We start from the raw sequence: 11,894 nt of genomic DNA on the forward strand, positions 1-11,894 counted from the left end.
TGTTTGGTCATCTGACACCTCGATCTGGCGAGCATTCTCGCCTAAATGGGTGTCCGGTTTCATTAGACCACTACAATGTAGCCAAAGTGGTTTCCCTGACGGAGCCGCCGACGCAGGAGTGCAAGGTCATCACCGCCGACATGAAATACCTCGACAACACCGGTAAACCGGAAGAAATTAGTTACAGGAAATTATCTGACGCCTGCAGTTTCCAAAACTGACAGTAAGCTCTGATTTGCGGCTTTGCGGTAGGCGAGCACGGGTCTCGAGGGGTATGCTCGGGGCCCTCCTCACTGCCGCAAGGATTCGCCATGCAGTTGTCGTTTCGCACGCTCTCGACCATCACCTTCTCTCTGTGTTTTCTGCTTTCCCTGGCCTGGGGGCTGGCGCCGCAGGTGTTGTTGGCGATCTGGAGCATTGAGTATTCGGAGGCAGCCGGATTCGTCGCACGGCGCAGCGCGGTGCTGTTTGCAGCGTTGGGAGTGATGTTTTATCTGGTGCGCAACGCGCCGGTGTCGATCGCGCGCAATGCGCTGAGCAACGGCTTTATCGTCGGCTGCTTTGGCCTGGCGGTGCTGGGGTTTGCTGAATGGCTCAACGGCCACGCCGGCCCCGGGATTTTGCTCGCGGTGCTGGTCGAGTTCGCGCTGGGCCTTGGCTTCTTGCAGGCCCGGCGCGTGACGGTCGAACTGGGTGAAACAGTCGGTTAGACGACTCGGGATCGCGGCACTGAATGATGGGTTGCCGTTTGTTGCGCAAGATCCGAGCGCAACCCGGCGATCAGGCCATTGATTTCGCGACAGCTGTTCAGATGACTGGCATCGATGCCACTCACCAGCAGCTCAACCTGATCGGTCTGGTGATCGCCATACACCTTGACGGTCATCGACAGATCCGGGGACAGCGTGCACTGGCAGCGTTTCGGTAGAAAACTGCTTTCAATGATGTTGCGGAGTTCCAAGGCAGACAGAAACATGGCGAAACCTCTCCTTATTGTGAGACTGCCAATCAAGTATTCACGTCGACCGTTGCCACGGCTCCCACGGGTGTGTCCCCGCTGAATTCCTTGGGTTGTGACAAGCGGCTGTATTGCGAAATGCCCATTGGAGTGTAGGCGCCCGAACTCGGTGCGCTGCACCAAATCAACGCATAAAACGTGCCTTTCATCAGGTTGCATTCACCGCCTTGCAAATCAATGGCTTGGCCAAAAGACAGGCAACTGGCCAGTTGCAAAATGCAAGATGCGGTCGTGCAGGCACTGCATTTTGCAAGCCGTTGGCGGTTTGCATTCATGGCCCATGGCAGTGAGAATGCCCGTCAACCAACGTACACCCGCCAGGAGGCTTTAATGGGTAATTTCACTGTTTACGCGACGGCCGGTCTGATGCTTGCCAGCCTGTCCACCCTCACCCACGCCGCCAAACTTGAAGACACCGCGCCTTATCCTAAGGCCGAAGCGGGCTTCACGCGCCAGGTCATCCACCTGCCGCAACAGGCCCAGGAAGAAAACTTTAAAGTCGAAATCCTCGCTGGCAAGACCCTCGAGGTCGACTGCAACCGCCAGCGCCTGGGCGGCACCCTTGAAGAGAAAAACCTCGAAGGCTGGGGCTATCCGTTCTACCGCCTGGAAAAAGTCAGCGGCCCGATGAGCACGCTGATGGCCTGCCCGCCCGGCACCCAGAAAAAACGCGCATTCGTGCCGGTGATCGGCGATGGCTTTACCGTGCGCTATAACAGCAAGCTGCCAATCGTGGTTTATGCACCGCAGGACGTTGAAGTGCGCTTTCGTATCTGGTCGGCTTCAGACAAAGTCGGCGTGGCCATTCCCGAGTAACTTGCACAGGAGCAGCGGCATTGATTACTTGCCACGTCAGATACGTGATTGATCCCTACCAGTTGGACGCATTCGAAGCCTACGCCAAGACTTGGCTCGGCATCGTCGAACGGCTGGGCGGAACGCATCACGGCTACTTCCTGCCCTCGGAAGGCGCGAGCAATATCGCGTATTGCCTGTTCAGTTTCCCGTCGCTGGCGGATTACGAAAGCTATCGCCACATCGCACTGACCGACCCGGAAAGCACGGCACTGGTGGCCGATCTGGTCGAGAAGAAGTTTATCGTCAGCTACGAGCGCAGCTTCCTGCGCCCCCTGCTGCCCTGAGCGCTTCAAGTCCGTTGGCAACTGCTGCTGCCGGGAAATCCGAGTCATCTGACCAAGGAAGGAACCCAATGATGTCCGTCGCCCTGCCCCTCACCGCGTTGATCGCCTTCAGCGGTTATACCGTTTCCGTGATGCTTCAGGCCGAACAGTCGCTGATCGACTTCGGCATCAGCCTGATGTCGCGGCCGGATACCGCGCAAGTGGTGATCGATCTCTATCTGCTGGCAACGCTGGCGGGCGTCTGGATGTACAAGGATGCGCGCAAGCGCGGGCAGTCGGGCTGGTCAGTGGTGCCGTATCTGTTGCTGACGGCGGTGTTTGTGTCCGTCGGGCCGCTGCTGTACCTGGTGGTCCGGGGTCTGCAGGATCGCAAACGCCCGGCCCCGGTCATTTCGCCAGACGCCTGAGCCCGAACAGCATCCCCCCCGCTCCCAGCAGCATCGCCGCCAGGAATAACGGGTACGACACCCACCACGGCGTGCCGGCGGTCATCATGCTGAATTCCGACATGCCACCGATGCTGGCAATCAGGTTGAGCGGCAAGAACACCACGTTGATCAGCGTCAGTTTGCGCAGCAGGTTGTTCATGCTGTTGTTCATCAGGTTGCCCCGGGCGTCGATCAGCCCGGAGAACACCGTCGAATAGATTTCCGCCTGCTTGTAGCACTGGTTGTTTTCGATGATCAGGTCGTCGATCAGGCCGATCGCTTCGCTGCCGAAATGCTGTTTTTCCGCGTGATTGCGCAACCGCGTGAGCACCGCGCCGTTGCTGTGCAGGGCGTTGATGTAATAGATCAGGCTTTCACTGAGGTTGAACATCTGCACCAGATGCTGGTTCTGCATCGAGGCGTTGAATTTCTGCTGCAACTCCCGGGCGACCAGTTTGATCACCTTAAGATGCCCAAGGTAGTGATGGATGTTGTTGAACAGCAAGTCCAGCAACACATCCAGCGGTGTGTTCAGTGGCTGACGTGTACCGATACCGTGCAACGGCGTGTCGTCGGTGGCGATGACCAGCAACTGGCTCGGCGAAAACAGCAAACCGCAGGACGAAACCTCAAAGGCCAGGCTACCGCCGCCGGAATAGTTCTCCGGGCGTTTCCAGATCAGGAACAAGTGATCGGGGTGAAATTCGATCCGCGATACCTCGTCCGGATCCAGCGCCGAGGCCAACGCATGTTCATCAAGCTTGAAGTGACTGTGCAGCAAGTCGCGCTCGGCAGCGTCGGGGTCGCTGAACAGCATCACCTCGGCGTCCAGCCGCTCGACCCGCTGCAACCCGCCGTGGCTCAGTGCAAAGCTGTTGATCATCGGCCGGTTACCAGGCCTGGCCACGACGTTTGAGCTCGAGACGGCGCACGAACTCCTCCAGCACCAGCGAATACAGATCGTCCTGCAAATAAGCGTCTTCGATGCCGGCGTCGAGGTTCGGGTTGTCGTTGACCTCAATCACCACCACTTTGTCGCCGGCCTGTTTCAGATCGACGCCATACATGCCGTCGCCGATCAGGTTGGCGGTCTTCACCGCCAGTTCCACCACCGCGCGCGGCGCCTCGTGGATCGCCAGCGTGCGGCATTCGCCGTTGACGTCCTGGCCCTTGGCTTTGTGGTTGTAGATCTGCCAATGGCCCTTGGACATGAAGTACTGGCAGGCAAAGATCGGTTTGCGGTTGAGCACGCCGATGCGCCAGTCGTACTCCGTGTAGAAGAACTCCTGAGCCAGCAACAGCACCGAGTGCTCGAACAGTTCGGCGGTGGCCTCCAGCAAAGCCTGTTGGCTCTCGACCTTGATCACGCCTCGGGAGAAACAGCCATCCGGGATCTTCAGCACCAACGGAAAACCCAGGCGCTCGCCAACCCGCTCAAAATCTTCGGGCCGCTCCTTGTAGAGAATTTCCGTGGCCGGCATGCCCAGTTGATGGCTGTTGAGCAGATCGGTCAGGTAGACCTTGTTGGTGCAGCGCAGGATCGACGTCGGGTCGTCCATCACCACCAGCCCTTCGCTTTCGGCCTTTTTGGCGAAACGGTAAGTGTGGTTGTCGACACTGGTGGTCTCGCGAATCAGCAAGCCGTCGTACTCGGCCAGCCTTGCGTAGTCCTTGCGTTCGATTAGCTCGACATCGATGCCCATGCCTTTGCCGACCCGCACAAAGTTCTCCAGTGCGCGGGCGTTGGACGGTGGCAAGGCTTCCTGCGGATCATGCAGGATCGCCAGGTCATAACGCGCCACTTGCGGCGAACGCGGAACACGCCAGATTTTGCGACTGAAGCCGTCCAGCGCATTGGCGAACTGATCTTCCTGATCGTCGCGCAACTTATGCAAGGCGCCGGACTTTATACCTTCGATGTGCCAGCCGTTAGTTCGACGAAACTCAACTAACAGAATCGGACACGGAAACACTTCAAACAATTGCCGGGCCAGATCCTGCAACGGCTCGATATGCGTTGTGCCGAAATAAAGTGTCAGGGTGAAACCTTCGGTGTCGCTGTAGAGATGATGGTTGAGGGCTTTTTCCAGGGTTTTATCCAAGTCATCCAGCGCCAGACCGTAAAGGGATTTTCGGGTCAATTCGCTGATGGTGCGCACCGAAGGAATCACCTTGTGCCCCCGGGCTTCAGCCAGCAGTGAGCAGTAGTAGCCGTGTCCCAGGTACTTGTAGCTGCGGCACAGATTGATTACCTGCACCCGTTTTCCCGGCTCACTGTCGGGTGGTTGTTCGAGGTATTCCTGGGCCGTCAGGATGTCTTCGCTTGGAAAGTACGAGGCCCAGTCTTCCTTGCGTTCGACGATGATCAACACTTGACTGGATGTTCTGATCTGCGGTTTTAAATAAGTTGCCGGTGGCAAACTTTGACTGGATACTTCGCGCCAATGACCCTGTACCGCTGACATAGAAATTGATCCGTTGGAGAACAAGACCTTTTCTATTAAGCACGAAGTTTTTCGAAAGTCCCGTTTCGTTACGCAACTTTTACGGTGGTCATATGAATGCTGTTTTTCGCCTGGCGGTCGTTGAGGATTTACCCGCGTTGCTGACGCTGGAAATGCACTGTTTCACCACGGACCGGCTCACCCGCCGCAGTTTCCAATGGATGATCACTCGGGCTCACGGGCAATTGTGGGTGGCCGAACGCGAGGGCCAACTGGCCGGTTATGCGCTGGTGCTGTTTCATCGCGGCACCTCGTTGGCCCGTCTGTATTCCATTGCGATTGCCCCCGAGGCCCGCGGCGGTGGTCTGGGCAAGCAACTGCTGCATCGGATCGAGACCTGTGCGCTCGAGCACGACTGCGCTTACCTGCGGCTGGAAGTGCGCACCGACAATCCTGCCGCCATCGCACTGTACGAGCGCAGCGGCTACCGGCGCTTTGCGCTGATCCATGACTACTACGAGGATCACGCTGACGCGCTGCGCCTGGAGAAACGGATTCTCCAGCACCGCGATTCGCGCAACATCAAAGTCCCCTATTACCGACAAACCACCGATTTCACCTGCGGCCCAGCCTGCTTGCTGATGGCCATGGGCGCGTTGCAGGCCGATCGTTTGCTGGAACGGCGCGAGGAATTGCAGTTGTGGCGTGAGGCAACCACGGTGTTCATGACAGCCGGCCATGGCGGTTGCAGCCCCCAAGGCCTGGCATTGTCAGCGTGGCGCCGGGGTTTCAAAGTGCGTTTGCAACTGAGCATGACCGGGCCGCTGTTTCTCGACGGTGTGCGTGATGCGCATAAAAAAGACGTCATGCGCCTGGTGCACGACGAGTTCATGGCGCAATTGAACGACACCGATGTCGATCAAGTCATCGGCGCAGCGCCGGACTTGCCCGCATTGCTGGCCAACGGTGGTCAGCCGCTGGTGCTGATCAGCAGCTATCGCCTGACCCGCTCCAAATCACCGCACTGGGTGATCGTCACCGACTGCGATGAAGACTTCGTCTACCTGCACGACCCGGACGTCGACCACAGTCAGCACCGTCAGCCCATGGACTGCCAGCACGTGCCGGTCAGCCATGGGGAGTTCGAGAAAATGTGCCGCTTCGGTCGTGGCAAATTGCGGGCGGCGGTGGTGCTCTACGCCCGCTCACCCGCATGAACGGGACTACTTGAGTCCGACCTTGTACAGCGAACCGTCGGACTCATCCGTCAGCACATACAGGTAGCCGTCCGGCCCCTGACGCACATCACGGATCCGCTGTTTCAGTTCGCCCAGCAAGCGTTCTTCATGCACCACCTTGTCGCCGTCGAACTGCAAGCGGATCAGCTCCTGCGTCACCAGCGCACCGATGAACAGATTGTGCTGCCACGGCTTGAATCGATCGGCATCGTAAAAAGCCATGCCGGTGACACCCGGGGATTTTTCCCAGACATGGTGCGGCCCGACCGTGCCTTCGGCGATCTTGCCCTTGGCTTCCGGGATCGGTTGCATGGAGTAGTTGATGCCGTGGGTCGCCAGCGGCCAGCCGTAGTTCTTGCCGCGTTCGATGATGTTCACTTCATCGCCACCGCGCGGGCCGTGCTCGTTTTCCCACACGGTGCCGGTCCATGGATTGAGCGCGGCGCCCTGGGGGTTGCGGTGACCGTAGGACCAGATCTCCGGACGTACGCCGGACTGGCCGACAAAGGGGTTGTCATCGGGTACTTTGCCATCGGGGTAGAGGCGCACGACCTTGCCTTGCAGCTTGTCCAGATCCTGCGCGGTCGGGCGGTCGTTGTTCTCGCCCAGGGTGATGAACAAATAACCGTCCCGGTCAAACACCAGCCGCGAGCCGAAGTGATTGCCGACCGACAGTTTCGGCTCCTGGCGGAAGATCACATTGAAGTCCTTCAGGGTTTTCAGGTCGTCCGACAAACGCCCGCGCCCTACAGCCGTTCCGGCCTTGTCACCCGCACCGCCGCCCTCGGCGTAGGACAGGTACACGAGGCGATCCTGTTTGAAATCCGGTGACAGCACCACGTCGAGCAATCCGCCCTGGCCCTTGGCCCAGACGTCCGGCACACCGGTGATCGGCGCGGACAGTTTGTCGGCAGCATCCACCACACGCAGGTTGCCGGGGCGTTCGGTCACCAGCATGCCCTGGCGATCAGGAAGGAAGGCCAGGGCCCAGGGGTGCTCGAGGCCCTGGGTAATCGTTGTGACTTCAAGGGTGCCCTGCTCGCTTTGCAGTTCCTTGGGAGCGGCGGCGAACGCCGGCGTGGCGATCAGTGCACTGGCACACAGGCCGGCCAGAAGGGTTTTACGCAACATGCACGATTCCTTTTGTTCGTGTGAAGGGCTGACAGAAGCGGTTCTGCCATTCAACGGTTGCTCCCGCTGTCACGGGCTGGAGGGTTGGGAATGAAGGTCGGTGGCTTGCTCGGGACCGAGCGCAGCGGCTGACCATTGCCGATACCGCGATTATCCAGGGTCGGCGGGCGTGGCACGGGCACCGTGTTAGGCCCGCGAACGGATGGAGTGCCGGGCTGGGTGCCCTGCATGCTGTTGGGGTTCGCCCGGCGGATCGGGCTGTTGTAGGGATTGTTGCTGTTGCCGGTCGGACTTTGTGCCAGCAACAGCGATGTATGGGTTATTGCGCCATCGGCGTGAACCAGCCCGCCACTGAGGGCGAGCAACGCAATGCCAAGCAGGAAACGGTTCATGAACGGCCTCTTTCGGTGCGCAGGGACTAGAGCCTTCGAACCCACGCTACGCCGTGGGTTCGGATTTGTTAACCCGTCACCGCTAAACAAGATGTAACACGGCTTGACCTGCCGTTTACCGCAGCCCCCGCAAACAACGGAAACTTTTAAGCCGGGCCACGGGTCACCCGAACATCAATTGGAGAACAGCACATGGCTCGGGCAATCTGGAAAGGCGCAATCAGTTTCGGTCTGGTGCACATCCCTGTGGCGCTGGTCTCGGCGACGTCGTCCCAGGGCGTGGACTTTGACTGGCTCGACAGCCGCAGCATGGACCCGGTCGGCTATAAACGAGTCAACAAGGTCACCGGCAAGGAAGTCACCAAGGAGCACATCGTCAAAGGTGTGCAGTTCGAAAAGGGCCGCTATGTGGTGCTCAGCGAGGAAGAGATCCGTTCGGCGCACCCGGTCTCGACCCAGACCATCGACATCTTCGCCTTCGTCGACAGTGAACAGATTCCGCTGCAGAACATCGACACGCCCTATTACCTGGCCCCGGACAAACGCGGCGGCAAGGTCTACGCCCTGCTGCGTGAAACCCTGAGCAAAACCCAGAAAGTTGCCCTCGCCCGAGTGGTGTTACACACGCGCCAATACCTGGCGGCGTTGATGCCCCTGGAATCGGCGCTGGTGCTGGTGAAGCTGCGCTGGCCGCAGGAAGTGCGCAGCCTGGACGAACTGGAGCTGGGCAGCGAAGTGACCAAGCCGCAACTGGCCAAGGGCGAACTGGACATGGCCAAACGGCTGGTGGAAGACATGACAGCGGACTGGACGCCCGAGGACTACAACGACGAATTTGAAAACAAGATCATGGCGTTGGTGGACAAGAAGGCCCATGAAGGCAAGATCGAAGACGTTGAAACCGTTTCCGCTGAAGAAGAGCGTAAATCGGCAGATGTTATCGACCTGACCGAACTGCTCAAGCGCAGCCTTGGCGGGAAAGCCCCGGCCAAACCTGCCAAGAAGACCGCCAGCAAGGCAACACCGGCGAAGAAGAGCAAAAAAGCCTCATGAACATGAAATCGGGCGACTGTCTCTCAACAGTCGCCCGATTTGTCAGATCAGAATGAAGATCGCCAGCAGACCGCCGAAGATCGCCCATTTTTCCATGTAGTAGAGCTTGCGATTGCGCTTTTTCAGCTCTTTGCCACGCAAGCGAATTTTGTAGATCTTGGTAAACAACCGGTTGATACCGCCGGTGCGGTCACCCGCATCGTTCGGTGCACCTGCCGCCGACATCACGGTGCGGCTGAACCAGCCGTTGAACGCCGCCGCCCAGCGATACTTCATCGGACGCTCGACGTCGCAGAACAGGATGATACGGTTCTGGTCGGTGGTGTTTTCTGCGTAATGAATGAACGTCTCGTCGAACATCACCGCTTCGCCATCACGCCAGTGATAGTTCTCGCCATCGACGTTGATGTAGCAACCGGCATCGTTCGGCGTTTCCAGGCCCAGGTGATAACGGTACGACCCGGCATACGGATCGCGGTGACGCACCAGTTTCGAACCCGGCGGCAACTCGGCGAACATCGCGGCCTTGATCGATCCGATGCTCTGCACCAACTCGGTGGTGCGCGGGCACAATTGCAGCGCCGACGGGTGGCTGTCGCCGTACCACTTCAAGTAGAAACGCTTCCAGCCGGTCTTGAAGAACGAGTTGAAACCGACATCGTCGTACTGGTTCGAGCGCTTGATTTCGCCGGCGCGCAGCAGGTTACGGCCTTCCTCACGGATTTCTTCCCAATGCGTCTGCAACGGGCTCAGATCGGGGAAGTCCTTCGGATCCAGATACGGCGTGTTGGGTTTTTTCGAGAACAGATAAAGGAAGCAGTTGATCGGTGCCAGGAACGAAGAGTGATCGCTCAATTGACGACCGAGTTTGTGGCGTACGCGACCGCGCAGGTGAACGTATGCAATGGAAATGACATATACAGCGGCAATGAGGAGTTTCACGGAAATCGTCACACGTCAGAAGTGAACAAACTGCGGGCCTTTCGGGCGGTGGCCCAAGGTCTGTGGCAGTGGTCTGAAATAAAAAAAACGTCCCGGTGGCGCATCCTTGAGCCCATGCCGGACAAGGCATTGGGTGAATGGATGGCATTTTAGCCACAGTTTGTAACCAATAGTGAACACTCATCTGTGAAAAACTGTCCTGCGATTGCGCCAAACGGCAATCGGGATGTCACCGCCCTATCGTTTAAAGAGCCAGACCAGTACAATCGCCGCCAAACTTTACGCGCCCCCTTGGTTGATGACGGGATTGTCCCGCCTCAGCGCACTTCGACTCGGGCCAAGCGCTCCGGCTGCACCCTCGCTACTCAGCACGCTTCGCAGGAAAAACCTTTGATTTCTACAGCTAACATCACCATGCAGTTCGGCGCCAAGCCGCTGTTTGAAAACGTTTCGGTCAAATTCAACGGCGGCAACCGCTACGGCCTGATCGGCGCCAACGGTTGCGGCAAGTCGACCTTCATGAAGATCCTCGGCGGCGACCTCGAGCCGTCCGGCGGCCAGGTCATGCTCGAGCCAAACGTACGCTTGGGTAAATTGCGCCAGGATCAGTTCGCCTACGAAGAATTCACGGTGATCGACACCGTGATCATGGGTCATGAAGAGCTGTGGAAGGTCAAGGCCGAGCGCGACCGCATCTACTCGCTGCCGGAAATGAGCGAAGAAGACGGCATGGCCGTGGCCGAGCTGGAAACCGAGTTCGCCGAGATGGACGGCTACACCGCCGAATCCCGCGCCGGTGAACTGCTGCTGGGTCTGGGCATTCCGCTGGAACAGCATTTCGGCCCGATGACCGAAGTCGCGCCGGGCTGGAAACTCCGCGTTCTGTTGGCCCAGGCACTGTTCTCCGATCCGGAAGTGCTGCTGCTCGACGAACCGACCAACCACCTGGACATCAACACCATCCGCTGGCTGGAAACGATTTTGACGGCGCGTAACAGCACCATGATCATCATTTCCCACGACCGTCACTTCCTGAACAGCGTCTGCACCCACATGGCCGACCTGGACTACGGCGAGCTGCGTCTGTTCCCGGGCAACTACGACGAGTACATGACCGCGGCGACCCAGTCCCGCGAGCAACTGCTGTCGGACAACGCCAAGAAGAAAGCCCAGATTGCCGAACTGCAAACGTTCGTCAGCCGCTTCTCGGCCAACGCCTCGAAAGCCAAGCAGGCCACCTCCCGCGCCAAGCAGATCGACAAGATCCAGCTGGCCGAGGTCAAGCCATCGAGCCGTGTGAGCCCGTTCATCCGTTTCGAACAGACCAAGAAGCTGCACCGCCAGGCCGTGACCATCGAGCAGATGTCCAAAGGCTTTGACGGCAAGACCCTGTTCAAGAACTTCAGCTTCACCGTTGAAGCCGGCGAGCGTGTAGCGATCATCGGCCCGAACGGCATCGGCAAGACCACCCTGCTGCGCACGCTGATGGGCGAACTGACCCCGGACGCAGGTTCGGTGAAGTGGACCGAAAGCGCGGAGCTGGGCTACTACGCTCAGGACCACGCCCATGACTTCGAAGACGACGTCAGCCTGTTCGACTGGATGGGCCAGTGGACTCAGGGCGAGCAAGTGATCCGTGGCACCCTCGGTCGCATGCTGTTCTCCAACGACGAGATCCTCAAGTCGGTGAAGGTGATTTCCGGTGGTGAGCAAGGTCGCATGCTATTCGGCAAGCTGATCCTGCAAAAGCCTAACGTGCTGGTGATGGACGAACCGACCAACCACCTGGACATGGAATCGATCGAAGCGCTGAACCTGGCGTTGGAGAACTACCCGGGCACGCTGATTTTCGTCAGCCACGACCGTGAATTCGTATCGTCCCTGGCCACGCGCATCATCGAGCTGAGCCCGAACGGCGTGACCGACTTCAGCGGCACCTACGACGATTACCTGCGCAGCCAAGGCGTAGTGTTCTGAGTCGAATCGAGCGGTAAACAGAAAGCCCTGTCCTTGTGACAGGGCTTTTTTTTGGTTCTTCACGGATTGCCGGGAAAGTCGCTCTTGATCTTCATGAAAAAGAATTCGCTGTCCCGGTAGCCGTAGGCC

At 58.7% G+C, this 11,894-nt stretch carries 15 protein-coding genes; 8 read left to right on the plus strand and 7 right to left on the minus strand.

Annotated features, from left to right (window positions below; genetic code table 11):
• Positions 1 to 11: 11 nt before the first annotated feature.
• Together ACKJSM_RS28330 and ACKJSM_RS28335 are read left to right on the plus strand one after the other, a co-directional pair.
• Entirely contained in the window at positions 12 to 221 is a 210-nt protein-coding gene (locus tag ACKJSM_RS28330) for a DUF2790 domain-containing protein (RefSeq protein WP_410239505.1), read from the plus strand.
• A 90-nt stretch (positions 222 to 311) separates the two neighbouring features.
• The gene (locus ACKJSM_RS28335; RefSeq protein WP_236178529.1) at positions 312 to 710 is read left to right on the plus strand and encodes a hypothetical protein; all 399 of its coding nucleotides are present in this window, start codon (positions 312 to 314) and stop codon (positions 708 to 710) included.
• On the opposite strand, the gene ACKJSM_RS28340 is transcribed toward ACKJSM_RS28335, so the two are convergent.
• Entirely contained in the window at positions 707 to 976 is a 270-nt protein-coding gene (locus tag ACKJSM_RS28340) for a DUF1652 domain-containing protein (RefSeq protein ID WP_236178528.1), read from the minus strand. The two genes, ACKJSM_RS28335 and ACKJSM_RS28340, sit on opposite strands and share 4 nt — an antisense overlap.
• Positions 977 to 1,008: 32 nt before the next feature.
• Positions 1,009 to 1,293, minus strand: a complete 285-nt coding sequence (locus ACKJSM_RS28345) for a hypothetical protein (RefSeq protein WP_410239498.1) — start codon at positions 1,291 to 1,293, stop codon at positions 1,009 to 1,011.
• A 55-nt stretch (positions 1,294 to 1,348) separates the two neighbouring features.
• Between ACKJSM_RS28345 and eco the strand changes: the two genes are divergently transcribed.
• The 3 genes from eco (at position 1,349) to ACKJSM_RS28360 (ending at position 2,567) form a co-directional block, all read left to right on the plus strand.
• Positions 1,349 to 1,834 carry a serine protease inhibitor ecotin gene (gene eco / locus ACKJSM_RS28350; protein WP_236178527.1) on the plus strand — a complete coding sequence of 162 codons (486 nt, stop codon included), beginning with the start codon at positions 1,349 to 1,351 and terminating at the stop codon, positions 1,832 to 1,834.
• A 20-nt stretch (positions 1,835 to 1,854) separates the two neighbouring features.
• A complete protein-coding gene (locus ACKJSM_RS28355) occupies positions 1,855 to 2,160 on the plus strand; it encodes an NIPSNAP family protein (protein ID WP_085703035.1) in 306 nt (101 codons plus the stop codon).
• 68 nt (positions 2,161 to 2,228) lie between these two features.
• Complete coding sequence (locus ACKJSM_RS28360; protein ID WP_236178526.1) at positions 2,229 to 2,567, plus strand: DUF2834 domain-containing protein; 339 nt, start codon at positions 2,229 to 2,231, stop codon at positions 2,565 to 2,567.
• Here ACKJSM_RS28360 and ACKJSM_RS28365 read toward each other — a convergent pair.
• Complete coding sequence (locus ACKJSM_RS28365; protein ID WP_410239499.1) at positions 2,548 to 3,471, minus strand: magnesium transporter CorA family protein; 924 nt, start codon at positions 3,469 to 3,471, stop codon at positions 2,548 to 2,550. The two genes, ACKJSM_RS28360 and ACKJSM_RS28365, sit on opposite strands and share 20 nt — an antisense overlap.
• A 7-nt stretch (positions 3,472 to 3,478) precedes the next feature.
• Positions 3,479 to 5,053 (minus strand): RimK family protein, encoded by a 1,575-nt coding sequence (locus tag ACKJSM_RS28370; RefSeq protein ID WP_410239500.1) that lies wholly within the window; start codon positions 5,051 to 5,053, stop codon positions 3,479 to 3,481.
• 92 nt (positions 5,054 to 5,145) lie between these two features.
• Between ACKJSM_RS28370 and rimI the strand changes: the two genes are divergently transcribed.
• Positions 5,146 to 6,249, plus strand: coding sequence for a ribosomal protein S18-alanine N-acetyltransferase (gene rimI / locus ACKJSM_RS28375; RefSeq protein ID WP_410239501.1), 1,104 nt, complete (start codon positions 5,146 to 5,148; stop codon positions 6,247 to 6,249).
• A gap of 6 nt (positions 6,250 to 6,255) precedes the next feature.
• On the opposite strand, the gene ACKJSM_RS28380 is transcribed toward rimI, so the two are convergent.
• Entirely contained in the window at positions 6,256 to 7,401 is a 1,146-nt protein-coding gene (locus tag ACKJSM_RS28380; RefSeq protein WP_410239502.1) for a PQQ-dependent sugar dehydrogenase, read from the minus strand.
• 50 nt (positions 7,402 to 7,451) lie between these two features.
• Positions 7,452 to 7,793: a hypothetical protein gene (locus ACKJSM_RS28385; protein WP_410239503.1), complete on the minus strand. Its 342-nt coding sequence runs from the start codon at positions 7,791 to 7,793 to the stop codon at positions 7,452 to 7,454.
• Positions 7,794 to 7,985: 192 nt separating this feature from the next.
• On the opposite strand from ACKJSM_RS28385, the gene ACKJSM_RS28390 reads away from it, so the two are divergent.
• On the plus strand, positions 7,986 to 8,846 hold the full coding sequence (locus ACKJSM_RS28390; protein ID WP_339488717.1) for a Ku protein: 861 nt from the start codon (positions 7,986 to 7,988) through the stop codon (positions 8,844 to 8,846).
• A 42-nt stretch (positions 8,847 to 8,888) separates the two neighbouring features.
• On the opposite strand, the gene lpxO is transcribed toward ACKJSM_RS28390, so the two are convergent.
• The gene (lpxO, locus tag ACKJSM_RS28395) at positions 8,889 to 9,788 is read right to left on the minus strand and encodes a lipid A hydroxylase LpxO (protein WP_410239504.1); all 900 of its coding nucleotides are present in this window, start codon (positions 9,786 to 9,788) and stop codon (positions 8,889 to 8,891) included.
• Positions 9,789 to 10,178: 390 nt separating this feature from the next.
• Here lpxO and ACKJSM_RS28400 point away from each other — a divergent pair, with 390 nt between their 5' ends.
• Entirely contained in the window at positions 10,179 to 11,765 is a 1,587-nt protein-coding gene (locus tag ACKJSM_RS28400) for an ABC-F family ATPase (protein WP_039768209.1), read from the plus strand.
• The last annotated feature ends 129 nt before the right edge of the window (positions 11,766 to 11,894 follow it).

The organism is Pseudomonas sp. PHC1 (assembly GCF_046487845.1).
Classification (GTDB): domain Bacteria; phylum Pseudomonadota; class Gammaproteobacteria; order Pseudomonadales; family Pseudomonadaceae; genus Aquipseudomonas; species Aquipseudomonas sputi.

Bases quoted from the DNA above. Each gene is read 5' to 3' on its own strand.
- ACKJSM_RS28390 (WP_339488717.1), top strand. From the start codon at position 7,986: ATGGCTCGGGCAATCTGGAAAGGCGCAATCAGTTTCGGTCTGGTGCAC.
- ACKJSM_RS28380 (WP_410239502.1), bottom strand. From the start codon at position 7,401: ATGTTGCGTAAAACCCTTCTGGCCGGCCTGTGTGCCAGTGCACTGATC.
- ACKJSM_RS28370 (WP_410239500.1), bottom strand. From the start codon at position 5,053: ATGTCAGCGGTACAGGGTCATTGGCGCGAAGTATCCAGTCAAAGTTTG.
- rimI (WP_410239501.1), top strand. From the start codon at position 5,146: ATGAATGCTGTTTTTCGCCTGGCGGTCGTTGAGGATTTACCCGCGTTG.
- ACKJSM_RS28360 (WP_236178526.1), top strand. From the start codon at position 2,229: ATGATGTCCGTCGCCCTGCCCCTCACCGCGTTGATCGCCTTCAGCGGT.
- ACKJSM_RS28340 (WP_236178528.1), bottom strand. From the start codon at position 976: ATGTTTCTGTCTGCCTTGGAACTCCGCAACATCATTGAAAGCAGTTTT.
- ACKJSM_RS28345 (WP_410239498.1), bottom strand. From the start codon at position 1,293: ATGAATGCAAACCGCCAACGGCTTGCAAAATGCAGTGCCTGCACGACC.
- eco (WP_236178527.1), top strand. From the start codon at position 1,349: ATGGGTAATTTCACTGTTTACGCGACGGCCGGTCTGATGCTTGCCAGC.
- ACKJSM_RS28385 (WP_410239503.1), bottom strand. From the start codon at position 7,793: ATGAACCGTTTCCTGCTTGGCATTGCGTTGCTCGCCCTCAGTGGCGGG.
- ACKJSM_RS28335 (WP_236178529.1), top strand. From the start codon at position 312: ATGCAGTTGTCGTTTCGCACGCTCTCGACCATCACCTTCTCTCTGTGT.
- ACKJSM_RS28365 (WP_410239499.1), bottom strand. From the start codon at position 3,471: ATGATCAACAGCTTTGCACTGAGCCACGGCGGGTTGCAGCGGGTCGAG.